Origin of the sequence: Micromonospora chokoriensis (assembly GCF_900091505.1) — a bacterium.
In the GTDB taxonomy this organism is placed as follows: Bacteria; Actinomycetota; Actinomycetes; order Mycobacteriales; family Micromonosporaceae; genus Micromonospora; species Micromonospora chokoriensis.
On record NZ_LT607409.1, the window covers coordinates 4,525,768 to 4,550,961 of the forward strand.

A 25,194-nucleotide genomic window follows, 5' to 3' on the forward strand; every position below is an offset into this window, starting at 1 on the left:
TCAGCGGCGACGAGCGGCTCAGCGGCGACGAGCGACTCAGCGGCGGCGAGCGGGACAGCGGCGACGTCCGGCACGGCCGCGACGAGCGACACGGCCTGATGGGCGGTCAGCCCGACCTGGGGCGAGCTGACCTGCTGACCATGCTCGCCGAACTCACCGCGAAACCGGCTGCCGAGGTGTCCGACCGGGTCGGCTCGATGGAGCTCGCCTGGCTGGTGCACCTCGTCGAGCAGCGCTACGACCGACGGCTCGACCTCACCGACGACGAGCTGGCCGGAATCCGTACCGTCGACGACGCCCTGGCGGTGTTCCGGGCGTCGCTGTCGACCTCCGCAGATGGTTGAGCGACGGGTCGCTCAGCTCACCGGCGTACACGCGATCAGTGCCCTGGGTCGGGGCGCCGAGGCGCAGCTCGCCGGCGCGCTGGCCGGTGTCGCGGCGTTCGGGGCGGTACGCCGCTTCGACACCGCCGCCCGCCGGGTCACCGTGGCGGCCACCCTGCCCGATGTCGGTGCGCTGCCCGACGAACTGACCGCCGCCGTCGACGCGGCCTGCCACGCGGCCGGTCTCACCGCCGCGCAGCGCGTCGGATGCCCCCTGCTGCTCGCCGTGCACGGCGGGCCGGCGGGGCCGGCTCTCGCCCCGGGCGCGCTCGCCGGCCAGCTCGCGGTCCGCTGTGGACTGTCCGGGCACACCCGCGTCTACACCAGCGCGTGTGTGTCGGCGAGTACGGCGATCGCCGACGCGGCGACGCTGATCGCCCGGGGTGACGTCGACCGGGTGGTGGTCGCCGCCGGATATCTGGTGGAGTCCGACCAGTTCGCGCTCTTCGACGCCGGTCGAGCCCTCGCGGTCGACGGTGCGGTCCGCCCGTTCAGCGCCCACCGGCGGGGGTTGCTGCTCGGTGACGGGGTGGCCGCGGTGGTCCTGGAGTCCAGCGTCGGGCGTCGGCACGGGGTCGAACCGCTGGCCACCGTCGCCGGCTGGGGGCGGGCCGGGGACGCCTTCCACCCGTGCCAGCCGGACCCGACCGGGGCCGGGCTGGCCCGTGCTGTCGACGCCGCGCTGCGCCGGTCCGGGCTGCCGGCCCGGGCCGTCGGCTACGTCAACGCCAACGCCACCGGCACCCCACAGAGCGACGCTGCCGAGGCCGCCGCCCTGCACCGGGCGCTCGGCGACCACGCGGCGCGGGTGCCGGTCAGCTCCACCAAGTCGGTGCACGGGCATGCGCTGGAGGCGTCCGGGCTGCTCGAACTCGTGGTCACCGCGCTCGCGCTCCGCGACGGTGCGCTGCCGGTCAACGCCGGTTGGCTGGCCCCGGACGAGGCCTGCCCGCTGGACGTCGTCGTCGACCGGCCCCGCGCGACGACCGCGACCCACGCGTTGACACTCAACGCGGCGTTCGGCGGCGCCAACACGGCACTCCTGGTCGGCGTGCCATGACCGACCTCGGGTCCGAGCGATCCTCCGACCTCCGCACCCACGAAGCCGGATCGACGACAGGACCAGAGGCGGGCGTGCTGGCGCGGGCGCGGTGGCCGGAGGCCGGCGACGACGGGCCGGCGCCGGGAGTCGCGGGGTTCGTGTCCTCGCCGTTCGCGCCCGTGGTGGTGGCGGTGGCGGAACGGTGCCTGCGACGGCGGTACGGGACGGCGGGGGTGCCCGTCGGGGTGCGGACCGGGATCGTGCTGGTCAGCGCCAGTGGTGACCGCGTCAGCGCGGAGCACGTACGGGCGACCGTCGAGGACGGCGGACGGATCGGGCCGCTGTTCTTCTTCCAGTCCGTGCCCAACAGCGTCGCCGGGCACGTCGCGGCGCGCTGGGGACTGCGCGGGCCGGTGGTCTGCCTGAGCCCGACCGGTGACCCGTACGCCGACGGCGTCGCCGAGGCGGACCTGCTCCGCGACGACGGCGACGCCGACGAGGTGTTGCTGATCCTGATCGAACAGGCACCCGACGCGCCCACCGAGGCGGTCGCGGTGCTGCTGGGGGGAGAGGGACGACCATGAGGAAACGAGGACTACGCGCCGCCCTGGCCGCGGACCCCGAGGTGGGCGCGGGCAACGTCCTGGCCCGGGTGTTGGCGCACGGCGCCGACCCGGACGGCCCCGGGTTGACGTTCGACACCGCCGTCGACGGGCACCCGGCCGAGGCACCGCTCACGCTGGGCCGGCTCGACGAGCGGGTCGCCGCCCGCGCCGCCTGGCTGCACGAGCGCGGGGTACGCCCCCGTGACCCGGTCGCCGTGTGGGCCACCGCCGCCGCCGACATGGTGCTCAGCTACCTGGCGTTGGCCCGGCTCGGCGCCATTGCGGCGTTGATGAACGGCAAGCTCCGCCCGGAGATCGCCGCCGAGTACATCCGCCGGCTGCGGGGCGTCGGGGTGCTCGCCGACGACGAGCACACCGCGCTGCTGGCCGGGCACGACCTCGGCGTACCGCTGCTCGGCACTCCCGCGCAGGCCGGCGGCGGCGACCCGTCCGCCGCCCCGGCGCACTACCGGCACCACCCGGACGACCCGATCGTGATCACCCACACCTCCGGGACGACCGGGGTGCCCAAGGCGGTGCTGCACTCGCACGCCAGCCTCTTCGCCGCCACCCGGCACCTGCTCACCATGCCCCAGGCGCAGGGCACCCACCGGATCCTCAACGCGTTGCCCGCCCCGCACACCGCGACGGTGTTGATGGTCAACCAGGCGCTGGGCAACTCCGCTCAGATGCTTCTGCTGTCCGAACAGGACGGTGAGCGGGTGCTCGACGCCGTCCAACGCTGGCGTCCCGACGGTGTGTTCGGCTTCTCGGTCACCTGGGCCGAGTTGGCCCGCTTCGACCTGTCCGGGTACGACCTGGACTCGGTGCGGCTGTGGTTCAACACCGGCGACGCGTCGCACGAGCCGCACATCCGCCGCCTCGTCGCCGTCGGCTGGCACGACACCGTCACCCGCGACGGCGTGGCGAGGGTGCCCGGGTCGGTCTTCATCGACGGGCTGGGCTCCAGCGAGATGGGGCACTCGATGTTCCACATCACCCACCGCGCCGACACCGACCGGTACGGCCGCTGCATCGGTCGCCCGTACCGGTTCGCCACCGTCGCGGTGCTCGACGCCGACGGCGAACCGGTGCCGACGGGTGAGGTGGGTTTCCTCGGCATCGACTCGCCGTCGCTGTTCCGTGGCTACTGGAACGACTCGGCCACCACGTACCGGTTCCGTCAGCGCGGCTGGTACCTGACCGGCGACCTGGTCCGCGCCGACGCCGACGGCCGTTACTACCACCTCGACCGGGCGGTGGACTCGGTGGAGACCGGTGACGGGCGACGCCTCTACACCGCGTTGAGCGAGGAGCGGATCCTCGCCGCCTGCCCGGACGTCACCGACTGCACAGTGGTGATCGTCGCCGAGGCCGGTGAGGTGGTCACCGACGTGTTGCTGGAGTTGGCCGCCGGCGCCGACGAGGCCGAGGACCGCACCGAGCGGGTCCGCACGGCCCTCGGCCCGGACGTCGGCGCGACGGTGCGTCGGGTCGTGCCGGTGCGTTCCGCCGACATCCCGGTCACCGTGACCGGCAAGGTCCGCAAGGTGGTCCTGCGGGAGCGCTACCTCACCGAGGCTGTCTCGTGAGTGCCCTGATCACCGGGATGGGTCTGTTCACCCCGGTCGGGCGGGGTGTCGAGGAGACCTTCGAGGCGCTGACCACCGGGCGTTCCGGGTTGACCCGCCCGCCCGACGGGCACCCGGCGGCGCAGTCGCTGGACGTCGCCGGTCTGCTGCCCGACGTCGACCCGCGCACCGTCGCCTCCGGGCCGGAGACCCGGGTGCTGGACCGGATCGTGGTGCTCGCCCTGCTCGCCGCCGCCGACGCTCTCGCCGACGCCGGCATCGAGGTGGGCCGCGACGTCGACCCCGAGCGGATCGGGGTGATCGTCGGAGGGGTCGGCGGCATGGCCACGCTGGAGGCGCAGGTGCTGGCCCGCGCCGCCCGGGGGCGGGCGGCCGTCAGCCCGTACCTGCTCACCGGGATCCTGCCGAACATGCCGGCGGCGCGGATCGCCATCGCGCACGGCATCCGGGGTTACAGCTCGTCGGTCGGCACCGCCTGCGCCTCCGGTGCGCAGGCGGTCGCCGACGCGGTGCGGCTGATCGCGACCGGGGAGGCCGACGTGGTGCTCTGCGGGGCCAGTGAGGCGCCGCTGTTCCCGACCTTCGCGGACACCTTCGGCAACGCGCGGGCCCTGGCCCGTGCCGGCACCGACCCGGCCCGCGCCAGCCGGCCGTTCGACACCTCCCGCAGCGGCTTCGTGCTGGCCGAGGGCGCCGCGCTGCTGGTCCTGGAGAACGCCGAGCACGCCGCCGCGCGCGGGGTGAGCGGGTACGCCGAGGTGGCCGGCTTCGGGGCGAGCACCGACGCGTACCACCCGACCGCGCCCCGCCCGGACGGCGCCGGCGCGGCCGCCTGCATCCGCCGGGCGCTGCGCAGCTCCGGTGTGCCGGCGGCGGCCGTCGGTTACGTCAACGCGCACGGCACCGCCACGAAGCGCGGCGACATCGCGGAGACCACCGCCCTCGCGGACGTCTTCGGTGTCGGCGGCGTTCCGGTCAGCTCCACCAAAGCGCTCACCGGCCACCTGCTCGGCGCGTCCGGTGTCCTGGAGACGGCGGCCACCGCGTTGGCGCTCGGCCGAGGGCTGCTGCCGCCGACGTACCACCTCGACGACCCGGACCCGGCCTGCCCGGCGGACCACATTCGTGGCACGCCGCGCAAGGCCGACCCGGAGTACGCGGTGACGAACTCGTTCGGGTTCGGCGGTCAGAACGTGAGCCTGCTGCTCGCGCGTGTCGCCGAGCCGAGGAGGTGATCGACGCGACATCCCGGGCGGGCACGCCCGGACGGCAGGACGGGGGGAATTGTGTGGGAGGGGTTTCAGGGGACATGGACATCCGTGGTATCGACCACATCGAACTCTACGTGGGGGACGCCCGACAGGCGGCCTTCTACTTCAGCACCGCCGTCGGCTTCGACGTCTGCGGCCAGGGTGGCCCGGAGACCGGGCTGGACGGGCAGCGCTCACTGCTGCTCTGCCACGGCGACATCCGGTTGCTGCTCACCTCCGGGCTGAGCGCCGAGCATCCGGCGGCGCGGTACGTGCAGCGTCACGGCGACGGCATCGCTGTCGTCGCGGTCGAGGTCGACGACGTGGCGTCCGCGTACGCCGAGCTGGTGGCTCGCGGCGCGACGGCGGTGACGCCACCGACCACCCGCACCGGCGCGGACGCCGAGGTGGTGTTCGCCGAGGTGGACGGGTTCGCCGACGTGCGGCACCGGTTGGTGCAGCGCCGTGGGGACCGGGCGGACTTCCTGCCCGGGGCCATCACACCGACGCCGCCGTCGGCGCAGGAGCACCCGCCGGTGCTCGCCGAGATCGACCACCTCGCGGTCTGCGTGCCACCCGGTCAGCTCGACGACACGGTGCGCCACTTCGAGTCGCTGTTCGACTTCGCGCAGATCTTCGAGGAGCACATCGAGGTCGACGGGCAGGGGATGAACTCGAAGGTGGTGCAGAGCGGATCCGGTCGGGTGACGGTGGTGCTGCTGGAACCGGACCGGGCCCGGCGCCCGGGGCAGATCGACGCGTTCCTCGACCAGCACGCCGGTGGGGGAGTGCAGCACCTGGGCCTGCGCACCGACGACATCCTCACCGCCGTCGAGGCGCTGGGCCGGCGCGGGGTGCGCTTCGCGGGCACCCCGGGCAGCTACTACGACGCCCTGGAGGCCCGGGTCGGTCGGGTGGACGCGCCGCTGGAGCGGCTGCGTGAGCTGGGCGTCCTCGTCGACTCCGACCACGACGGCCAACTGTTGCAGATCTTCGCCGAGTCGATGCACGTGCGCCGCACCCTGTTCCTGGAGCTGATCGAACGGCGCGGCGCGCGGGGCTTCGGCAGCGGCAACATCAAGGCGCTCTACGAGGCCAAGGAACGGGAACTCGCCACCGTGGCGGCCACCCCGCAGGGGGTGGGCGCATGACCCCGCTCACCGACGAGGAGCGGGCGCTGCTCCCCTCCGACGAGGACGTGCGCCACTACGCCGAGCACGGCTGGTACCTGTCGAAGAAGCTCTTCACCGACGACGAGGTGGACGCCCTCGCCGCCGCCACGCAGCGCTACTACGACGGTGAGCGGGACCGGCGGCTGCCGGTACGACCACCGAAGCTGGCCTACTGGGACCCGTCGAAGGGGCCGGTGCAGCGGCACAACGACTACGTCCACCACGAACACGACGGGCTCGGCGCGATCCTGCGCAAGCCGCTGATCGGCGCGGTCGCCGCCCGGCTCGCCGAGGCCGACGAGATCCGCGTCTTCCAGTCCACGCTGATCTACAAACCGCCGATCGACGGTGAGCCGAGCAACATCGTGCCCTGGCACTTCGACAAGCACTACTGGGCGTCCTCGTCGTCGGAGAAGATGCTCACCGCGTTCATCCCGTTCCACGACTGCGGGGAGGAGATGGGCACCATCACCATGGTCGACGGCTCGCACCGGTGGAAGGAGATCGGCGCGGACGACACGGTGGTGCGGCACTTCGCCGACCGGGACCGCGGCCAGCTGGAGGAGATGCTGGCGGAGAACGCCGCGTACAACGGCGCGGAGATCCGCAAGATCCCGATGGTGATCCCCAAGGGACACGTGAGCTTCCACCACTGCCGCACCTACCACGGCAGCGGACCCAACGTCAGCGGTCGCCCCCGGCAGGCGATCTCGCTGCACCTGCAGGACGGCGACAACGCCTGGCGGGAGTATCCGCTCTCCGACGGCACGCTCGCCGCGTACAACCACGACGTGCTGGTCCGGCGCACCCACGAGGGGCGACCGGACTACGCCGATCCCGACTACTGCCCGGTCATCTGGCGCCACCGCGCCCCGCAGGGAGGCTGACATGTCACGGTACGACTGGGGTAGGACGCACCCGGGCATCGAACGGTTGGAGCGGGCGGTGACCGACCGGCGCGACGCGGTGGTCAGGCACCCCCTCTACGCCAGCCTGGACACCCACGAGGCGCTGGTCACCTTCATGGAGGGACCGGCGTGACCGACGCCGACCCGGTCCGGCTCTACCGCACGGTCCGGCTGATCCGCCGGTTCGAGGAACGGGCGGTGGAGCTGGTCCACGGCGGGCAGATCGTCGGCGGCATCCACCCGTACCTCGGTCAGGAGGGGATCGCCGCCGGCGTCTGCGCCGCCCTGGGCGCCGACGACGTGCTCGCCGGCACCCACCGCGGCCACGGGCACGTGCTGGCCCGGGGCGCGGACCCGGCCCGGATGGTCGCCGAGCTGTGCGGCCGGGTCACCGGCCTCAACGCCGGCCGGGGCGGGTCGATGCACGCCGCCGACCTGAGCCTCGGTGTGCTCGGCGCCAACGCGATAGTGGGGGCCTCCGGCGCGATCGTCACGGGCGCGGTGTGGGCGCACCGCCGCCGAGGCCGTGACACCGTGGGGGTGAGCTTCTTCGGCGACGGCGCGGTCAACGAGGGGATGCTTCTGGAGGCGTTCAACCTGGCCGCGCTGTGGCGGGTGCCGGTGCTGTTCGTGTGCGAGAACAACGGCTACGCCACCACCATGCCGGTCGCCGGCGCGGTGGCCGGCAGCATCACCGACCGGGCCGCCGCGTTCGGCATCCCGGCCGTCGTGGTCGACGGCCAGGACCCCGAGGGGGTACGCGTCGCCGCAGCCGCCGCCGTCGACCGGATGCGCGCCGGGGGCGGCCCCGAGCTGATCGAGGCCCGCACCTACCGCTTCGACGTCCACCACACCTTCGAACACGCGGTACGCCTCGACTACCGCACGCCCGACGAGGTGACCCGCGGTCGGGCCCGCGACCCGGTGGACATCCAGGGTGCGCGGCTCTCCGCCGCCGATCGGGCGGCGGTGGACGCCGAAATCGAGGCGACGCTCGACGCGGCGGTGGACTTCGCCCTGACCAGCCCGCACCCCGACCCGGCCGACGCGACGGCGTACCTGTACGCCAGCGGCCTGACCGCCCGCACCGGAGGTGGTTGAGATGCCCCGACTGTCGTACCGGCGGGCGCTGACCCGGGCCCTCGCCGACGAGTTGGCCCGCGACGAGGCGGTGTTCCTGCTCGGCGAGGACGTCCAGGTCGGGGCGTCGATGGTGACCACCGGCCTGGCCAAGCGGTTCGGCGTCGACCGGGTCCGCGACACCCCGTTGTCCGAGCAGGCGTTCACCAGCTTCGCCACCGGGGCGGCGCTGGCCGGGCTGCGGCCGGTGATCGAGTTCCAGATCCCGTCGCTGCTGTTCCTGGTCTTCGAGCAGATCGTCAACCACGCGCACAAGTTCCCGCTGATGACCGGTGGGCAGTGCGCGGTGCCGGTCACCTACCTGGTGCCCGGTTCCGGGTCGCGGACCGGCTGGGCCGGGCAGCACTCCGACCACCCGTACAGCCTCTTCGCGCACGTCGGCGTCGTCACCGTCGTACCGGCCACCCCGGCCGACGCCTACGGCCTGCTGGTCACCGCGATCCGGCACGACGACCCGGTGGTGGTGTTCGCCCCCGCCGGCGCGATGGACGTACGCGACGACGTCGACGACCTGTCGCCGGTGCCGCTGGGCCGGGGGCGGATCCACCGCGTCGGCGACGACGTGACGGTGGTCGCGATCGGGCACCTGGTGCACGACGCGCTCGCCGTCGCCGACGAGCTGGCCGGCCAGGTCTCGGTGGAGGTGTTCGACCCGCGCACCCTCTACCCGTTCGACATCGACGGTCTCACCGAGTCGGTGGCCCGCACCGGACGTCTCGTCGTGCTCGACGACGGCAACCGGTCCTGCGGGATGGCCGCCGAGATCATCGCCTCGGTGCTGGAGCGGGTGCGACTGCTCGCCCCGCCGCGCCGGGTCACCCGACCGGACGGCGCGGTGCTGCCGTTCGCGCCGGCCCTGGACCGCGCCGTGCAACCTGGCCGGGAGCAGCTCGCCACCGCCATCCACCTGACGATGAAGGACACCTCATGATCGACCCGAACTACGTGTGGCCGGCGGCCGATCGGGCCTGGGCCGAGCTGCCGGAGCTGGCCCGGCGGGCCATGGTGGGCAGTGGGGCGGCGGCCTGGGAGCAGGTCTTCCACGGCCGGGCCACCTACAACAAGCAGTGGCGGCTGGCCCGCCCTCCGGTGCTGGCCGCCGACGCCTGGCGGGAGCTCAACGAGGTCTGCGACCGGCTCGCCCAGCTCATCCTCGACGCCTGCCGCCGTCGGGCGGGCACCGCCGGTGAGCTGCGCCGACTGCTCGGCGTGCCGGCGGGGGAGACCCTGCTGCTGGACGAGTCCGAGCCGCTGACCGAGGCGCTGCTGGCCGCGTACCGCCCGGATGTGATCTTCGCCGGCGGGGTGCCGAAGTTCGTCGAGTACAACATCGACAGCAGCCTCGGCGGCGGGTTCGACGCCGACACCGTCATCCAGCGGTACGCGCGCCTGTACGAGGAGCAGGGCATCCTCGACGGCCTTCCGGTGCGGGCCGCCCCGTCCCTGCTGGACCAGCGGTTCGCGGCGATCCGGGAGGAACTGCGGCTGCCCGACGGTGCCCGGCTGGCGCTGCTGATGGACTTCGACGCGGACTATCCCGGCCTCGACGACCCGGAGACGTTCATCCGGATCCTCGACCCCCTCGCCGTCCGGGCCCGGGACTTCGGCATCGACCTGGTCATCGCGCCCCTCTCCACCGCCACCGTGGACGCCGACAACCGCCTGGTGGTCGACGGCGCGCCGGTCGACGCGTTGTTCCGGTTGTTCGTGCCCAACCGGGTCACCCCGACCGCCGGCCTCGACGCGGTGGCCGACGCCCTCGCGGCGGGCACCCTGCCGATGTTCGTGTCGGCGGCGGCCTGGCTGCTCGGCAACAAGACCACGTTCGCCTGGTTGTGGGAGGACCTGGACGGGCTACCCGCCGACGACCAGACGCTGATCCGGCGGCACGTGCCGTACACCGTGCCGTTGACCGCCGGGGTGCTCGACCGGGCCGTCGCCCAGCAGGCGACGCTGGTGGCCAAACCCGCCGATGGTTCGGCCGGGCACGGCGTGCTGCTCGGCCCGGAGCTGAGCCCGACGGAGTGGGCGGCCGGCGTCCGGGCCGCCGTCGAGCAGGGCGGCGCGATCCTCCAGGAGTACCTGCCGACCGACCGGGTGCCGATGGACTTCGTGCAGATCGAGACGGGTGACACGGTGACGGCCGACGTCCCGTACTCCCTGGCCCCGTACCTGTTCGGCCGGACCGCCTCCGGCGGCCTGGCGAGGGTCGGCTACCCCGGCTGCGACGGCGTCCTCAACCTGGCCCACGGCGTCCTCCTGACGGGAGTCCTCCTGAAGGACTGACCCGGCCCCTCACCCCCGGATGATCATGGGGTTGGGGTGGGCCAACGCGGGAGGGCACTCTAGGGTCTGCCCGTGTACTTCGGACAGCTGCAGGCAGCGGTGCTCGATCTCGTGGCGGACGCGCCGTTGCTGCGTCCGGGAATCCGTGCCGACGTCAGGGACCACATCCGGGCCGGTGAGGTCGGCCTTGCCTTCGAAACCCTCTGTGAATTCCTCTACGAGGACGCCCTGCCGCTGTCGCGGGCCTACTACGACCGACTTGAGGCGATGACGGTGGAGCTGGAGGACGTCACGTCCCTGCACCGCCTCGACGAACTGGTCACCTGACCCCGCAGGTGTCGAGGGCCGGAGGTCAGGCGCGGTGGGCGGACAGGACGCGGAGGGTTTCGGCCGTTGCTACCGCGTCGCTGCGGGCGCTGCCGTGACGGCCGTCGGTGCTGTACAGGGTCGGGTCGGCCGTCAGCGGGTGGTTGGTGAGGTGCACGTGCAGGGTGCCCAGACGCTCGGCGAGTCGGGCGGTGTGCGCGGACAGGCGGCCCATCCGCTCCCGCAGACCGGGGCGCGCCGCCTCCGGCACCGCCGGACTGTGCGAGACGTCGAACATGCCCACCGTGATCACGGCCGCGCCGGCCTGCTGAAGGGCGACGATCATCTCGGTCAGTTCCCCGTCGACGCTGTCCGCGTCGTACCGGGACCGGAAGGCGTCGTTGCCGCCGCACACCACGAGCGCCAGGTCCGGACCGAACGCCAACGCCGGGGCCAGCTGGGTGGCGCGGACCTCGTGCGCGCGCAGCCCGCTGCGCCCCAGATTGAGGTACGACAGACCCGGACCGGCGGCGTCCAGTTCGGCGGCGATCCGATCGGCCCACTGCACGTCCGAGTAGCCTGGCGTCGGCTCGCACAGACCCTCGACGACGCTGTCGCCCAGTGCCACGAACCGCCGCCACGGATGCCCCTGCAACAGTGCCGCGCTCTCGCCCTCCCGCAGGCAGTACGGGTCTGTTGACTCGGTCACCGTCGATGTCATGCCGGCAGGCTAGTCGAGTGGTCCGGCGCTGGACAGCGCACCGCCGCTCCCACCCGCCGGGGTGGGAGCGGCGATGCGTCGCTCAGGGGGTGCTGCCCGCGGGCTTGTTGAACCAGCCGTGCAGGGTCACCACCACGTGGACGGTGCCGCTGCTCGCGTTCAGGATCCTGATCATGCCGGACCGGCCGTCACCGGGCTCGCCGGTGTCCCGGCCGACCCGGGTCACCACCATCGTGGTGCGGGCGAGGTGACCTGCCGCGAAGTTCGACACCGACGTGTCGCCCACCACCGGCCCGCCCGGATTGGTGTACGCGAACCTCCCGTCCTTCTCGACGGTGAGGAATCCGTTCGCGGTGGGGTGGACCGCCGTCACCGAGATGAGAGCGCCGTCCATCGCGTTCTCCGGAATGCCGAGGGCGGTGTTGAGGTTGAGGAACAGTTCGCCCTTCGCCTTGAGCGGGGCCCCGCCGTTGGCCCGGGTGTCCACCACCTGGGTGGGCTGGGTGACACGCAGATCCGCGCCCTGGGTGGGGGAGGCCGCGACGTAACCCTGCGCCCTGATCACCAGATGCACGGCCGGGCCCCGGTTCACGAAGGTGACCTGGCCCGCCGAGGAGAGCTTGACCGACAGGCCCTGCGAGGTGATCCCGGCGGCGTAGTCCATCACGCTGCTCGGGTCGGCGGCGCCACCCGTCGCGTACGCGCTGAGGTAGCCGCCGTGGGCGGCGCCGACGACGACCACGTCGAGTAGTGCGCTGGTCGCTCCGGCCGGGATGACGCCGCCGGTCAGGGTGAACGTGCGACTGCCGTTGGTGGGGATCGTGCCGGTGGTGTTCCGGGTGTCGACCATGTGGGTGTGCTTCACCGCGACGAGGCCGCCGCCCCCGCTGGTGGTGAAGTAGCCGTGCACGTCGACGCGGACGTGGGTGCTGCCGCCCTGGTGGTAGACGGAGAGCCTGCCGTCCGGCCCGACCTTGACCACCTGGGTGGTCGAGATCGTCTCGGCGGGCACGGCGTTGAGTGACGACGTGGCCGGCCGGGGCGAACCCTGCGGGAACACCGTCAGGTAGACGGCGGTGGTGGGGTTGATCGCCGTGACGTCTATGAGAACGGCGGTGACCCCCGTGGAGGGGACACCGCCGACCCCGAGCGCCTGGAAGTCGGTGGTGACCGCACCGGTACGCGGGCCCGTGGTGCCGCCGATGCCGCTGCGAGTGTCCAACAGGGCCGCACCGGGATTGAGCGCCACGTAGCTGTTGCGGGTGTTCTGCGCGATCCAGGAGCCGAGGTCGTCGACCCGGACCTCGGTGGCGGTGCGGCGGGTCTCGGTCTCGGCGAGGCAGCCGCCCTGCCAGGAGCGGTCGTGTAGGGCGACCAGTTGGGGCGCGCCCGCGCCGACCCGCACCAGTGGGCCACCGGCGTCGCCCTTGCACAGGCTGGTGGCGGCGTCGCCGCCGTCGACGGTGACGGAGGTGCCCGCGACGCCAGTGACGGCGAAGGCGCCGGTGTGCAGTCTGTCGGGCACCCACTCGGTGGCGGTGCGGCCGAAGCCGGCAGCCATGAGCTGCTCTCCCACCGTCGCCGGAGCGCCGAGGGAGATCGGCGTGACACCGGTGGCCGGTCGGTCGAGCTGGGCGAGCACCACGTTGCGGGAGGGGTGCGGCACCAGCGAGGTGACGGTCATGACGTGGCCGTCGGTGGCGGTCAGGTCCGTCCGTCCGACCGTGACGCTCGTCGGGCGTGTCGGCGGGCCCGCGACGACGGGTTGACCCGGCGTGGTGAGGCATTCGGCGGTGGTGATCACCCAGGTCGGGTCGACCAGGGCGGCGGAACAGGCCCCCAGGTCGCTCTGGATCTTGGCGGTGAACAGGTAGGTGCCCGCAGGCACCGGACTGACGCCGCTCACCGCCTGCGCGGTGGAACTGACTGTCGCGCCGGCGACGACGGCGATGGCGAGTAACGCCGCCCGCCTGGCCCGACGACTGCGTGTGAGACGCATGCTCCTCTTCCCTGTCAGCTCGGTGCTGGCCGGTGACCCGGTAGGCCTCCGGGCAGCTTCGATCACTTGGTCGGCCGATGCGGCCGTACGGCACCAAGACCCCCGTGAGGTCGAGGAAGTCGGCTGTGGTACGGACGATAGCGGTCGATGCGCTGCGGCGCCGTCCCGTGAATGACGGGCAATGGGGACAGTCCGGTTCAGTCAGTCAACCGGACCCCGTCAGGTACGACCGGGCGCTGTCGGGTTGGCGTCGTCTGCCCGGTCCCGTCGGAGTGCCGCGGCGTGACGGTGGCACCGAACGGCCACGATGGGCGGTGGCCGACACCTGGCCGGAGACCGAGACGGGGAGGGGACGACGGATGCTCGACTCGTTTCTCCAGGCCCTCGCGGCCAAGCTGGTCGAGGAGATCCTCAAGCGGTTGGTCGAGTGGCTGACCCCGAAGGCGTTGCGGTCCGTGCCGCACCGCGCCTCGCCGAACTGCCCCCGCTGCGGCGGGTACGGCGTCCGCCGGTGGATGCCCGCCGGCATGTGGCTGTTCCTGCCGTCCCTGCTGGTCTTCGCGTGGGGCTTCGGGTTCACCCTGCTCGGGGTGCCGGTGGTCGTCCTCACGGTGGTGGCCGTGGTGGTGGCGAACGGTGTCGGCGGGCTGCTGTCCGCCCTGTTCACCGTGCTCGCTCTGCTGGTCCCGGTCACCCTGATGATCCTGGGCGCGTTCGGTCTCGCGCACTACCACAGCTACCCGCCGAAGTGGTGCGCCCGCTGCCACGGCCGGTGGCCCCGCCGCGACCGCGACGAATACCTGCGGGCGTCGGCGCCCGTGGTGACCTGCGGTTGCGGTCAGCGGTTGCGGGTGCCCCGCACGGCCGCCGGAGCGCGCCTGCGCTGCCCCCGCTGCCGGACCGAACACGCCGCGCCGGCCCCGACCGGCTAACCGTCGGTCGGCCCCTGGTCGGCGCGGTGGGCGGCGGCGAGCCGCTTCGGGGCGCGGGCATACCACGCCTCGGTGATCACCTCGGTCAGCTCGGCCCGGCTGATCCGGTCGAGCTGGACCAGCACCGCCGGGTAGCCGTCGAGGTGCGGAGTGGTCAGGTAGACCGACGGGTCGTCGGCGAGCAGGGCCTCCTTGACGCCGAGGTCGATCACCCGGACGCCGAGGATCGGGCCGTCGGGGGCGGCGTCGCCGAGGGCGTCGAGGTCGGTGCGCCGCAGCGGTCGCTCCCAGACGAACATCTTGTCCCTGACCCGCCAGGCGGGCAGCCCGTCGTAGGACGGGCTTTCGGTGGTCTCCGGCAGCGCGAGCGCGATCCGGCGTACGTCCTCCCAACCGGGCATGACCACACCGTACGGGCTCAGTGCGACACGGTGTGCCCGGTGAGCAGTTCGCCGAGGACGTGCCGGGCCCCGTCGGCCCGCTCCGGTTCCGGGTCGTCCAGCGTGATCAGTGCCTTCCACAGCGCCCAGCCACGCCCACGGGCCCAGGTGGCGTCGTCCACGCCCAGCGCGTCGCGGAAGGCGGCCCGGCTGTCGCCGCTCAGCAGGGTCCAGGCGATCACGGTGTCGCAGGCGGGGTCGCCGACGCCGCAGCAGCCGAAGTCGATGACGGCGACGAGCCGGCCGTCGCGGACCAGCAGGTTGCCGTGCGCGATGTCGCCGTGGAACCATACCGGCGGCCCGGCCCAGGTGGCGTCGAGGGCGGCCTGCCACATGGTGGTCACCGTGTCGACGGGCAACCGGTCCCGGTGCGTCTCGATCGCGGCGCGGGTCTCGGCGTCGTAGGTGGACAGCGGGCCTCCCCGCCAGGCGCTGTGCGGGCCGGCGGCCGGGCCGCCGTCGGTGTCGACGGCGCGCAGGGCGCGCAGGAAGGCCGCGAGGTCCGTGGCGAACCGGGTCAGGTCGTCGATCCGGTCGGGGCGGGCGGTCTGCCCGTCGATCCAGCCGTACACCGACCACGGGTACGGGTAGCCGGCACCGGGTGAACCGTGGGCCAGCGGGGTGGGGATCTCCAGCGGCAGCCGCGCCCCGAGCGCCGGCAGGCACCGCTGTTCCTTGGCGACCTGGAGGACGTACCCCTCGTCGCTGGGCAGCCGCACGGTCATCGCGTCGCCCAGGTGGAAGGTGCGGTTGTCCCAGCCGCCGACCTCGACCGGACGGACCGGCAGGTGCGCCCACCGGGGGAACTGCTCGGCGATCAGCTGACGCACCAGGTCGGTGCTGATCTCTGTTACGCCGGTGTCCGGCTGTGCGCTCATTCGCCCGAGCCTGCGGGCGTCGGCCGCGACCCGCAACCGGTTTGCGCTCTACGGCGTGGTGGCGGGGGTGGGGCGCGACGGCGTGGTCGTCCGGGCCAGCAGGGGAGAGGCGGTGACCAGCAGGCAGAACGCGGCCATCAGCAGCAGCGCCGGGGTGAGGTCGAGCGCGTCCACCGACCAGCCGCCGAGCAGCGCGCCGACCGGCAACCCGACGAAGGCCAGGGACCCGGCGATGCCGATCACCCGGGTCTGCAACTCCGCCGGCACGCGTTCGTAGAGCGCCACCCCGAGCAGCGGGTTGACCGCCGCGATGCCGATCCCGGACAGGAAGGTCACCACGAGCACCACCGGCAGGTCGTCGCTGATCGCCAGGGCGACCAGCCGGGGTGTGCCGGCGACCAGCGCGCCGACCAGGAACGTCAACCGGCGGGGCAGCCTCGGCCCGAGCGCGGTGAACACCACGTTGCCCAGCAACGCTCCCGCCGAGAACGCCGCCAGCACCAGGCCCAGCCCGCTCGGCCCGTGCAGCTCCCGAGCCACCCAGACCGGGATGTAGACGGCCACACTGGCGTTGGCCACCATGTTCAGCGCCGAGACGACCACCAGCATGCCGAGCAGCGGCCGGTCCCGAGCCAGGTAGCCGAACCCACCGCGCAGCGCACGAAGGTAGTTCTCCGGCGGGCCCGGTGGCGACGGGGTGGCCGGCGGACGCACCAGGACGCCGATCAGCAGCGCGCAGACCCCGAAGGTGGCCGCGTCGATGAGGATCGCCTCGGTCACCCCGAACGCGGCGATCAGCACACCGCCCACCGCGGCGCCGAACAGGGTCACCACCCGGCTCAGCCCGTCGTACGCCGAGGTCAACCGGATCAGCGGCACCCCGGCGGCCTCGGCGACCGGTCGGAACATCACGTGCTTGACCCGGTCGCCGATGCCGCGCAGCGCGCCGGCCACCGCGACCAGGGCCACCAGCGGCGCGAAGCCCAGCCACGGGGTCAGCGCGACGACCACCATGGCCACCGCGCTGCCCGCGTCGCAGAGGATCGACGTGCGACGCAGACCGAACCGGTCCGCCCACGGCGTGCCCAACGCGCTGGACAGCAGGTACGGCAGGGTCTCGGCGAACGCGACCAGGCCCATCTTGGTCGGGCTGTCGGTGCTGACCAGCACCAGCCACGGGATCGTCACCACCGAGATGCGGGTACCCAGGTTGGAGATCAGGTCCGCGCCGACCAGGACCACCAGTTGCCGGCGGGGCGTCACGTCCCGACCGCCGCCGCCCGTCGCGCCGCGTACCGCTCGCGTAACGCCCGCTTGTCCACCTTCACCGACCGGTTCACCGGCAGCCGGTCGACGATCTCGACAGCGGCCGGCGCCCACATCTCGTTGAGTTCCGCGGTCACCAGGTCGATCAGCTCCGCCCCGCCCACGGTCGCGCCCGGGGCGAGCACCACGTACGCGTACGGGACCTCGCCGACCGTCTCGTCCGGTACGCCGATCACGGCGGCGGCGCGTACCTGGGGGTGCCCGGCCAGCACGTCCTCGATCGGACGGCAGAAGATCGCCCAGTTCCGCCGGTGCGTGACGATCATGTCGTGCGCGCGGTCGACCAGGTAGAGGTAACCGTCGTCGTCCAGGTGACCGATGTCGCGGGTACGCACCCAGCCGTCGACGAGCGTCTGCGCGGTCAACTCCGGCTGACCGTGGTAGCCGGCGAAGCTCAGCCGGGTGTGCACCCACACCTCACCGTCGCGTCCGGTGGGCAGCACCGTGCCGTCGTCGTCGCGGATCTCGATGCGCACGTCGCCGTACGGGCGGCCGCAGGAGCGCAGCCGCTCCGGGTGCTCCGGGTCGTCGGTCAACCCGGGCAGCGCGGTGATCACGACGGCTTCGCTGAGGCCGTACACGATGCGCAGGACCGGGCCGAACCGCGCGATGGCCTGGCGCAGCCGGGCGGGCGCGGCGGGCCCGGCGCCCACATTGAACATGAACATGGTGGAGAAGTCCGCGCCGACCAGCGCCGGGTGGTCCAGCAGCTCGTAGAGCATCGGCGGGGTGACGAAGGTGGAGGTGATGCGCTCCCGCTGGACGGTGTCCACGAAGGCCGCCGGGTCCCAGTCGTCGCGCAGGAACAGCACCCCACCGGTGAACAGGTTGAACAGGGCGGTGATCTGCCCGCTGGCCAGCCACATCGGTGAGTGCGACAGGTGCCGCAGCAGGGGGAACCCGGCGGCACGGAAGTCGGCGGCCAGGGTGAGGATCTGGGCGTAGAAACCCTCGGTGTGGTGCACCAGCTTGGGGCTGCCGGTGGTGCCGCTGGTCTGCAGGAACGACTCCGGCGTCGCCCCGGGCGCCGGTAACTCCGCCACGTCGGCGGGAGCGGTGAGGTCCGGGCCGGCGCCGCCCGCGCCCAGGCAGCACACCGGCGTGCCGGGCAGCGCGGCGGCCAGGGCCGGGCCCAGGCTGCCCGGATCCCGGGCGTCGTAGACCAGGGCGTCCGGGCGGGCCAGGCTGATGAACTCGTCGACCTCCCGGCGGGACGTGACCGGAGCGACCCACATCGTCCGGCAGCCGATCAGGTGCAACGCGAGCTGGAGCAACGGGCCCTCGACCGCGTTCGCGACGGTCACCAGCACCGCCGCGCCGGGGCGTACGCCGTGCCGGGTCAGCGTCGCCGCCATCGTCCGCACCAGCGCGGCGGCCTCGACGTAGGTGAGTCTGCGTCCGCCGCCGACCAGCGCCTCCCGGTCACCGAAGTCGGCGAAGAGATCCAGCGCCCGGTCCACGTAGGTCGTCGTACGCCCAGCTCCGTCAGTCATCCGGTGGCCCCCTTCTTCAGAAAGCGGCGCGCCCGGTGACGACGCGACGGCGGCGCGCGCTCCGGTGGGCCCACCGCCTGCGAGCCTAGGCCGGTAACGGCTGGTCGGAACCGTGCCGACGGGCGGTCCGGCAGACCCGCCGGACATTTGATCGCGTCGATCAGGTTGATTGACGCCCGTCAGCGGCGGCGGCTAGGTTTCTGGACCATCGTCCAGGCGGGAGCCGTCCGTGGACGACCCTGGGCTGCCACACGATGGAGGTTCCATGTCGACCCCGAAGAGATGGCATGTCGTCGCCGCCGCGGCTGTGTTACTGGTCGCCGGGGCACCCGCCGTCGTCGCCAGCGCCGGCCCGTCCGAGGCCGGCGCCGGCCGACCCGACCGCTTCGACTGGGCGGGTAGCTGGGCCACCGCGGTCACCCGCGGCAACTCGGTCGGCCTGACCAACACCGGCCTCAACAACCAGAGTGTCCGGATGGTCGTGCACGTCTCGGTGGGCGGCCCGGCACTGCGGGTCCGGCTGAGCAACCTGTACGGCGAGCAGGCGGTCGCCGTCGGCCGGGCCACCGTCGCCCGCCCCGACACCGCCACCCCCGACGACCTGTCCGACATCGATCCGGCCTCGCTGCGTCCGCTGACCTTCAGCGGCGTCGCCTCGGCGACCATGAACCGGGGCGCCGAGCTGCTCAGCGACCCGTTGACGTTCCCGGTCGCGGACGACAGCGACCTGGTGGTCACCGTGCACTTCCCGACGCCGACCGGCCCGACCACCTTCCACGGGCAGTCCCAGCAGGCCAACTTCATCGGCGCCGGCGACCTGACCGGGGCCGCCGAGGGCACCGGGTTCACCACCCGACCCACCTGCTGCTGGTTCTTCCTCTCCGGCATCGACGTGCACCGCAAGGCGACCCCGGGCGCGTTGGTGGTGCTCAGCGACTCCATCGGTGACGGCAACGGCAGCACCGTCAACGCCAACCGGCGCTGGCCCGACCTGCTGTCCGACCGGCTGCTCGCCGCCCGCCCGGACGCGCGTACCCCCGGTGTGCTCAACCTCAGCCTGGCCGGCAACCGCCTGAACCACGAGGGCACCGAACCGGGTGACGGCAACTACCCGGGCTACTACCAGCTCGGCCCGAACGCGGCGGCCCGGCTCAACGAGGACGTCTTCGCGCAGACCGGTGTGCGTACCGTCGTCACCCACCTGGGCATCAACGACATCTGGATGTCCAACGACTCACCCGAGGCGATCATCGCCACCCTCCGGCAGATCAACCAGCAGGTCCAGCAGCGCGGACTGACCAGCCTGGTGGCCACGCTGACCCCGTACGAGGGGCACGGGGCGCCCGGCGTGTGGACCGCGCAGAAGGAGGCCACCCGCCAGGCGGTCAACACGTACCTGCGGGGCAGCCGGGAGTTCGACGGGCTGCTCGACTTCGACCGGGTGCTGCGTGACCCGGCGCGGCCCAGCGCGCTGCTGCCCGCGTACGACTCGGGGGATCACATCCACCCGAACGACGCCGGCAACCAGGCCCTCGCCGACGCCGTGCCGCTGCGGCTGCTCGGCCTCTGACACCGGCCGGGGGTGGCGGGCGATCCCCGCCGCCCCCGGCGTCGACATCCTGGGGAGGACGACGTCGTGACGGTGCAGGAACTGCTCACCGGCCTGTACAGCGAAGAGGGCCGACAGAACCCCTATCCGTGGTACGCCGAGCTGCACCGGCTCGGCCCGGTCAGCGCGGTGCCGCCCCGCGCCGAGCACAAGACGGTGGCCGCGGTGGCGGTCGGCTACGACGTGATCGACGAGGTGCTGCGCGATCCGGAGTGGACCAAACAACCACCGCCGGGCTGGCAGGAACAGGAGATCCTGCGCACCTTCCAGACCTCGATGATGTTCGTGAACCCGCCCGACCACACGCGGATGCGGCACGTGTTCTCCCGCACCTTCACCCCGCGTCGGCTGGGCGCGCTGGAACCGGTGATCGTACGCGTCGTCGACGACCTGCTGGACCGGATGGCCGACGCCGGGAACAGCGAAGTCGACTTCGTGGCGGACTTCGCGTACCCGATCCCGGCGTTGGTGATGGCCGAGTTCATCGGCATCCCGGCGGGGCAGTTGGCGTGGTACCGCGAACGGGTGGACTGGATCGACGAGTTCCTCGACGTCGCCGGGAAGACCCCGCAGCGGCTGGCCGCCGCCAACACGGCGGCCGAGGAGCTGCGGGTCTTCTACCGGGAGCTGCTGGCGCACCGCCGCAGGACGCCCGGTGACGACCTGCTCAGCGGGCTCGTGGAGGCCCTCGACTCGGGTGAGGTGGAGCTGACCGAGGACGAGCTGATCAGCAACCTGATCGTGCTGTTCAACGCCAGTTTCGTCACCACCGTCTACATGTTCAGCAACGGCCTGCCGCTGCTGCTGGCCCACCCGAAGACGGTCGCCGCGCTGAGCACCGACGAGAAACTGACCCAGGGCTGCGTCGACGAGGTGCTGCGGCTGGAGAGCCCCGTGCACTTCCTGGCCCGGGCCGCGCCGACGGACACGGAACTGGCCGGCGTGCCGGTGGCCCGGGACGACAACGTGCTGATCATCATCGGTGCGGCCAACCGGGATCCGGCACGCTTCCCCGAGCCGGACGTCTTCGACCCGACCCGGCCCGGCCCGCCGTCGCTGGCCTTCGGGGTGGGGTTGCACTTCTGTCTCGGCGCGGCGGTGTCCCGGTTGGAGGGGCGTCTCGCGCTGCCCCGCCTGTTCGCCCGCTTCCCGGGCCTGACGGTCACCGAGACACCCACGTACAGCGGCAGCCTGTTCCTGCGCGGCATCGACAAGCTGCTCGTCAGCACCGGCGGATAGGAGCGACATGTCAGTGCACCCGGAGGTGGCGGCGTACCGGGCGGCCCGCGCCGCGGCCGGCACCCCGCCGCTGTACACGCAGACCCTTGCCGAGGCTCGCGCCGCGGACCTGGCCGCGATCCGCGCCGGCAGCGGGGTGGTCGAGCCGGTGGCCGAGGTACGCGACGAGCGCATTCCCGGCCCGGCCGGTGAGCTGCCGCTGCGGGTGTACCGGCCGGCCGGGGCGGGTCCGCTGCCCACGCTGCTGTACTTCTTCGGCGGCGGCTGGACGCTCGGCAGCATCGACACCGCCGACGGCATCTGCCGGAGGCTGACCAACACGGTGCCCTGCCAGGTGATCACCGTCGGGTACCGGCTCGCGCCCGAGCACCCCTTCCCGGCGGCGGTGCACGACTGTCACGCGGCCACCCGCTGGGTCGCCGAGCACGCCGAGCTGCTGGGCGTGGACCCGGACCGCTTGGCGGTGGGCGGGGACAGCGCGGGTGGGAACCTGGCCGCCGCGGTCACCCTGCTCTGCCGCGCCGGCGGGCCCTCCCTCGCCGCGCAGCTCCTGGTCTACCCGAACACCGACCAGAGCGGCGACCCGGCCGACCCGGCCGACGGCGACCCGACGCTGTTCAACAGCCGGTCGGTGGCCTGGTACCGGAGGCACTACCTCGCCGACCCGGCCCTGGCCCGGGATCCGCTCGCGTCACCGCTGCTCGCCGACGACCTGACCGGCCTGCCCCCGGCGCTGGTGGTCACCGCCGAGGTGGACCCGCTCTGCGCCGAGGGGCAGCGGTACGCGCAGCGCCTGGACGCCGCCGGCGTGCCCACCCGGTCGGCGCACTACCCGGGGATGATCCACGGTTTCTTCGCCATGCCGGGCGTCTTCACCGACGGCCGACGGGCGCAGGCGGACGCGGCGGCGTTCCTGCGGGAACGGTTCGGGCTGCCGTCCGCGCGCGACGAGGTGCCGGGAACCCCGACCGACCCGGCGGTACGCGGTGGGTGAGCCGCTGCCGACCGACCTGCCCGCCGTGTCGCTCGCCGACTACGCCGAACGGGCCCGGACGGTGCTGCCGCCGGACGTGTGGGACTACGTCGACGGCGGCAGCGCCGCCGAGGTGACGGTCGCCGCCAACCGGGGCGCGTTGGACCGGGTCGCCGTCCTGCCCCGGGTGCTGCGCGGGGTGGACACCGTCGACCTCGGCACCCGACTGCTCGGCCGCCCGTACGCCATGCCGGTCGGGGTGGCGCCGATGGCGTACCAGCGGCTGGTGCACCCGGACGGGGAGGTGGGTTTGGCCTCGGCGGCCGGCACGGCCGGGATCCCGTACCTGGCGAGCACGCTGGGCAGCACACCCGTCGAGGAGGTCACCGCCGTCGGGGCGGAGGTGTGGTTCCAGCTCTACTGGCTGCGCGACCGGGCGCTCGTCGGCGACCTGCTGGCCCGGGTCGTCGCGGCCGGGTGCCGGGCGCTGGTGGTCACCGTGGACGTCCCGGTGCTCGGCCGGCGTCCGCGCGACCTGCGCAACGCGTTCCGGCTGCCCGACGACGTGGTGGCCGCGAACCTGCCCGACGGGCGCGACGCTCTGGCGCACTCCGGTGCCCCCGGGGTGTCCGCGATCGCCGCGCACACCGCCGCCTCGTTCGCGCCTGCGCTGCGCTGGGCGGATCTGGCCTGGCTGCGTGAGCGGGTCGACCTGCCGCTGGTGGTCAAGGGGGTGCTGGATCCCCGGGACGCGGTCGAGGCGGTCCGGATCGGCGCGGACGCGGTGGTCGTGTCCAACCACGGCGGCCGGCAACTCGACGGCGCCCCGGCCAGCGTCACCATGCTGCCGGAGGTCGTCGACGCGGTCGGTGACAGGTGTCAGGTGCTGCTGGACAGTGGCATCCGCGGCGGCACCGACGTGCTGCGGGCGCTGGCGTTGGGCGCCGCCGGGGTGCTGCTCGGTCGGCCGTTGCTCTGGGCGCTGGCCGCCGGCGGCGAACGTGGCGCGCGGGACGCGTTGGCGCTGCTCGCCGTCGAGCTGACCGACGCGCTCACCCTGGCCGGCTGCGCCGACCCGGCGGCGGCGGCCGAGCTGCGGACACTCGGCCCGTGACCGCCACCGAACCGGTCGACCTGACCGCCGCCGACCTGACCGCCGCCGACCTGCACCCCGCGCTGGGCGACCCGGCGCTGACCTCGATGAACTTCCTCAACGAGGTGTCCGAGCGCTACCCGGCGGCGGTGTCCCTCGCGGCCGGACGGCCGTACGAGGAGTTCTTCGACGTCGCGGCGGTGCACCGGCACCTCGACACGTTCCACCGGCACCTCACCGACGACCTGGGTCACCCGCCCGAGCAGGCGCGGCGGCTGCTGTTGCAGTACGGCCGGACCAAGGGCATCGTGCACCACCTGGTCGCCCGCAACCTCGCCGTCGACGAGGGCATCACCGTCGACCCGGAGGCCGTCGTGGTGACCGTCGGCTGCCAGGAGGCGATGTTCCTGGTCCTGCGGGCGCTGCGGACCGGGCCGACGGACGTGCTGCTCGCCGTCGCACCGACCTACGTCGGCCTGACCGGGGCGGCCCGCCTGGTGGACCTGCCGGTGTGGCCGGTCGCCGGCGGTCCGTCCGGGGTGGACCTGGCCGACCTGTCGGCCCAGGCGCGGCGGGCCCGGGCGGCGGGGCTACGGCCGCGTGCCTGTTACGTGATGCCGGACTTCGCCAACCCGTCCGGGGTCAGCATCTCCGCGGCGGACCGGCGGCGGTTGCTCACCCTCGCCGCCGAGGAGGACCTGCTGCTGCTGGAGGACAACCCGTACGGGCTGTTCCACGTCGACGACGGGCGGCGCCCGCCCACCCTCAAGGCGGTGGACACCGAGCGGCGGGTCGTCTACCTCGGCTCGTTCGCCAAGACCGTGCTGCCCGGCGCGCGGGTCGGTTACGTGGTCGCCGACCAGCGGGTCGCCGGCCCGGACGGCCGGATCGGCCCGCTCGCGGACCAGCTCGCCATGATCAAGAGCATGGTCACGGTGAACACGTCGCCGATCGCGCAGGCCGTGATCGGTGGCCGGTTGCTGGAGCACGGATGCAGCCTGATCCCGGCGAACACGCGGGAGCGCTCCGCGTACACGAGGAATCTGCGTCACCTGGTGACCGGGCTGCGCCGCCGGTTCCCGGCCGGGACGGACGGTCCGGCGGCGGTGCGCTGGACGGTGCCGGCCGGCGGGTTCTTCGTGGTGGTGACGGTGCCGTTCCCGGTTGACGACGCCCTGCTGGACCGCTCGGCGCGCGACTACGGGGTGCTGTGGACGCCGATGGCGCACTTCTACGACGACACCGCGCCGGTGTGCGCGCTGCGGCTGTCGGTCAGCGCGGTGACGCCGGCGCAGATCGACGTCGGGTTGGACCGCCTCGCGGCGCTGATCACCGACGAGTTGGCCGCTCGGGCGAGTTGACACACCGCGTTCATCGGATGGCAATGCGCGACGGCCCGCGGCCCGTCGTCCTGGGTGGACGGTCATAATAGGCCGCATGGTTGCCTGGGAGTACGCCCTGCTCGTCCGCCGCTATCAGGGACAGGGCCGCAATTTCCATGTCTCGTTCGTCTGGTACGCGCCGGACGGGTCCCGTAAGGACATCACCGCCTACGGGGACACCGCCATCGCGCACCTCAACCGGGCCGGCCGGGAGGGGTGGGAGTTGGTCTCCGCCGCCGAGGACGTCAACAACGTCCAGGGCAGCACCGAAGTCCACCGCTACCACCTAAAACGCCCCCTAGCCTAACTCCCACCCCGCCCCCCCGTCCGGGTCGATCATGGAGTTGTGGTGGTGGACAAATGACACTGTCCACCCTGATTCGGGCACCACAACTCCATGATCGACGCGATCCGGCCGGGGCGGG

24 protein-coding genes and 1 pseudogene are annotated in these 25,194 nt (G+C 73.1%); 19 read left to right on the forward strand and 6 right to left on the reverse strand.

Annotation, left to right across the window (positions count from 1 at the left end):
* The first annotated feature begins 98 nt into the window (after window positions 1-98).
* The 12 genes and pseudogenes from GA0070612_RS20840 to GA0070612_RS20895 all read left to right on the forward strand — a co-directional run bounded on the left by GA0070612_RS20840 (window position 99) and on the right by GA0070612_RS20895 (window position 10,705).
* Entirely contained in the window at window positions 99-344 is a 246-nt protein-coding gene (locus GA0070612_RS20840; RefSeq protein ID WP_088989439.1) for a hypothetical protein, read from the forward strand.
* The gene (locus GA0070612_RS20845) at window positions 337-1,443 is read left to right on the forward strand and encodes a beta-ketoacyl-[acyl-carrier-protein] synthase family protein (protein ID WP_088989440.1); all 1,107 of its coding nucleotides are present in this window, start codon (window positions 337-339) and stop codon (window positions 1,441-1,443) included. Before GA0070612_RS20840 ends, GA0070612_RS20845 begins: the two co-directional genes overlap by 8 nt.
* Window positions 1,440-2,009 (forward strand): beta-ketoacyl synthase chain length factor, encoded by a 570-nt coding sequence (locus GA0070612_RS20850; protein WP_408630508.1) that lies wholly within the window; start codon window positions 1,440-1,442, stop codon window positions 2,007-2,009. Before GA0070612_RS20845 ends, GA0070612_RS20850 begins: the two co-directional genes overlap by 4 nt.
* Complete coding sequence (locus GA0070612_RS20855) at window positions 2,006-3,622, forward strand: class I adenylate-forming enzyme family protein (protein ID WP_088989442.1); 1,617 nt, start codon at window positions 2,006-2,008, stop codon at window positions 3,620-3,622. The genes GA0070612_RS20850 and GA0070612_RS20855 overlap by 4 nt, the downstream gene beginning before the upstream one ends.
* Window positions 3,619-4,857 (forward strand): beta-ketoacyl-[acyl-carrier-protein] synthase family protein, encoded by a 1,239-nt coding sequence (locus GA0070612_RS20860; RefSeq protein WP_088989443.1) that lies wholly within the window; start codon window positions 3,619-3,621, stop codon window positions 4,855-4,857. Before GA0070612_RS20855 ends, GA0070612_RS20860 begins: the two co-directional genes overlap by 4 nt.
* A 74-nt stretch (window positions 4,858-4,931) precedes the next feature.
* A complete protein-coding gene (gene hppD, locus GA0070612_RS20865) occupies window positions 4,932-6,023 on the forward strand; it encodes a 4-hydroxyphenylpyruvate dioxygenase (protein WP_088989444.1) in 1,092 nt (363 codons plus the stop codon).
* Complete coding sequence (locus GA0070612_RS20870; protein ID WP_088989445.1) at window positions 6,020-6,931, forward strand: phytanoyl-CoA dioxygenase family protein; 912 nt, start codon at window positions 6,020-6,022, stop codon at window positions 6,929-6,931. Before hppD ends, GA0070612_RS20870 begins: the two co-directional genes overlap by 4 nt.
* 1 nt (window position 6,932) lies before the next feature.
* Window positions 6,933-7,073 (forward strand): annotated as a pseudogene (locus GA0070612_RS20875) (DUF3050 domain-containing protein); the annotation flags it as partial.
* A gap of 8 nt (window positions 7,074-7,081) precedes the next feature.
* Window positions 7,082-8,053 carry a thiamine pyrophosphate-dependent dehydrogenase E1 component subunit alpha gene (locus GA0070612_RS20880; protein WP_088989446.1) on the forward strand — a complete coding sequence of 324 codons (972 nt, stop codon included), beginning with the start codon at window positions 7,082-7,084 and terminating at the stop codon, window positions 8,051-8,053.
* A gap of 1 nt (window position 8,054) precedes the next feature.
* On the forward strand, window positions 8,055-9,023 hold the full coding sequence (locus tag GA0070612_RS20885) for an alpha-ketoacid dehydrogenase subunit beta (RefSeq protein WP_088989447.1): 969 nt from the start codon (window positions 8,055-8,057) through the stop codon (window positions 9,021-9,023).
* The gene (locus tag GA0070612_RS20890) at window positions 9,020-10,378 is read left to right on the forward strand and encodes a hypothetical protein (protein WP_167393655.1); all 1,359 of its coding nucleotides are present in this window, start codon (window positions 9,020-9,022) and stop codon (window positions 10,376-10,378) included. Before GA0070612_RS20885 ends, GA0070612_RS20890 begins: the two co-directional genes overlap by 4 nt.
* Before the next feature lie 72 nt (window positions 10,379-10,450).
* Window positions 10,451-10,705, forward strand: coding sequence for a MafI family immunity protein (locus GA0070612_RS20895; protein WP_088989448.1), 255 nt, complete (start codon window positions 10,451-10,453; stop codon window positions 10,703-10,705).
* A gap of 25 nt (window positions 10,706-10,730) precedes the next feature.
* Here GA0070612_RS20895 and GA0070612_RS20900 read toward each other — a convergent pair whose 3' ends face one another.
* A complete protein-coding gene (locus tag GA0070612_RS20900) occupies window positions 10,731-11,405 on the reverse strand; it encodes an SGNH/GDSL hydrolase family protein (protein ID WP_088989449.1) in 675 nt (224 codons plus the stop codon).
* Window positions 11,406-11,487: 82 nt separating this feature from the next.
* Complete coding sequence (locus GA0070612_RS20905) at window positions 11,488-13,404, reverse strand: S1 family peptidase (RefSeq protein ID WP_088989450.1); 1,917 nt, start codon at window positions 13,402-13,404, stop codon at window positions 11,488-11,490.
* Between the two features lie 314 nt (window positions 13,405-13,718).
* Here GA0070612_RS20905 and GA0070612_RS20910 point away from each other — a divergent pair, with 314 nt between their 5' ends.
* Entirely contained in the window at window positions 13,719-14,336 is a 618-nt protein-coding gene (locus tag GA0070612_RS20910; RefSeq protein WP_088989451.1) for a hypothetical protein, read from the forward strand.
* Here the strand turns inward: GA0070612_RS20910 and GA0070612_RS20915 are convergent.
* Genes GA0070612_RS20915 through GA0070612_RS20930 form a run of 4 tightly spaced genes read right to left on the reverse strand, consistent with a single transcriptional unit; the run spans window position 14,333 to window position 18,473 of the window.
* A complete protein-coding gene (locus tag GA0070612_RS20915) occupies window positions 14,333-14,737 on the reverse strand; it encodes an MmcQ/YjbR family DNA-binding protein (RefSeq protein WP_088991651.1) in 405 nt (134 codons plus the stop codon). The genes GA0070612_RS20910 and GA0070612_RS20915 overlap by 4 nt on opposite strands.
* Window positions 14,738-14,754: 17 nt before the next feature.
* On the reverse strand, window positions 14,755-15,654 hold the full coding sequence (locus GA0070612_RS20920; protein ID WP_167393656.1) for an aminoglycoside phosphotransferase family protein: 900 nt from the start codon (window positions 15,652-15,654) through the stop codon (window positions 14,755-14,757).
* A 48-nt stretch (window positions 15,655-15,702) separates the two neighbouring features.
* Window positions 15,703-16,917 carry an MFS transporter gene (locus tag GA0070612_RS20925; protein WP_088989453.1) on the reverse strand — a complete coding sequence of 405 codons (1,215 nt, stop codon included), beginning with the start codon at window positions 16,915-16,917 and terminating at the stop codon, window positions 15,703-15,705.
* Complete coding sequence (locus GA0070612_RS20930; protein WP_088989454.1) at window positions 16,914-18,473, reverse strand: AMP-binding protein; 1,560 nt, start codon at window positions 18,471-18,473, stop codon at window positions 16,914-16,916. The genes GA0070612_RS20925 and GA0070612_RS20930 overlap by 4 nt, the downstream gene beginning before the upstream one ends.
* Window positions 18,474-18,738: 265 nt before the next feature.
* Between GA0070612_RS20930 and GA0070612_RS20935 the strand changes: the two genes are divergently transcribed.
* The 6 genes from GA0070612_RS20935 (at window position 18,739) to GA0070612_RS20960 (ending at window position 25,076) form a co-directional block, all read left to right on the forward strand.
* Window positions 18,739-20,043 (forward strand): SGNH/GDSL hydrolase family protein, encoded by a 1,305-nt coding sequence (locus GA0070612_RS20935; RefSeq protein ID WP_088989455.1) that lies wholly within the window; start codon window positions 18,739-18,741, stop codon window positions 20,041-20,043.
* A gap of 66 nt (window positions 20,044-20,109) precedes the next feature.
* Entirely contained in the window at window positions 20,110-21,321 is a 1,212-nt protein-coding gene (locus GA0070612_RS20940; protein WP_088989456.1) for a cytochrome P450, read from the forward strand.
* 7 nt (window positions 21,322-21,328) lie between these two features.
* Window positions 21,329-22,315 (forward strand): alpha/beta hydrolase, encoded by a 987-nt coding sequence (locus GA0070612_RS20945; protein WP_088989457.1) that lies wholly within the window; start codon window positions 21,329-21,331, stop codon window positions 22,313-22,315.
* The gene (locus GA0070612_RS20950) at window positions 22,308-23,408 is read left to right on the forward strand and encodes an alpha-hydroxy acid oxidase (protein ID WP_088989458.1); all 1,101 of its coding nucleotides are present in this window, start codon (window positions 22,308-22,310) and stop codon (window positions 23,406-23,408) included. The genes GA0070612_RS20945 and GA0070612_RS20950 overlap by 8 nt, the downstream gene beginning before the upstream one ends.
* Window positions 23,360-24,748 carry an aminotransferase class I/II-fold pyridoxal phosphate-dependent enzyme gene (locus GA0070612_RS20955; protein ID WP_408630575.1) on the forward strand — a complete coding sequence of 463 codons (1,389 nt, stop codon included), beginning with the start codon at window positions 23,360-23,362 and terminating at the stop codon, window positions 24,746-24,748. The genes GA0070612_RS20950 and GA0070612_RS20955 overlap by 49 nt, the downstream gene beginning before the upstream one ends.
* A gap of 67 nt (window positions 24,749-24,815) precedes the next feature.
* Complete coding sequence (locus GA0070612_RS20960) at window positions 24,816-25,076, forward strand: hypothetical protein (protein WP_088989459.1); 261 nt, start codon at window positions 24,816-24,818, stop codon at window positions 25,074-25,076.
* The last annotated feature ends 118 nt before the right edge of the window (window positions 25,077-25,194 follow it).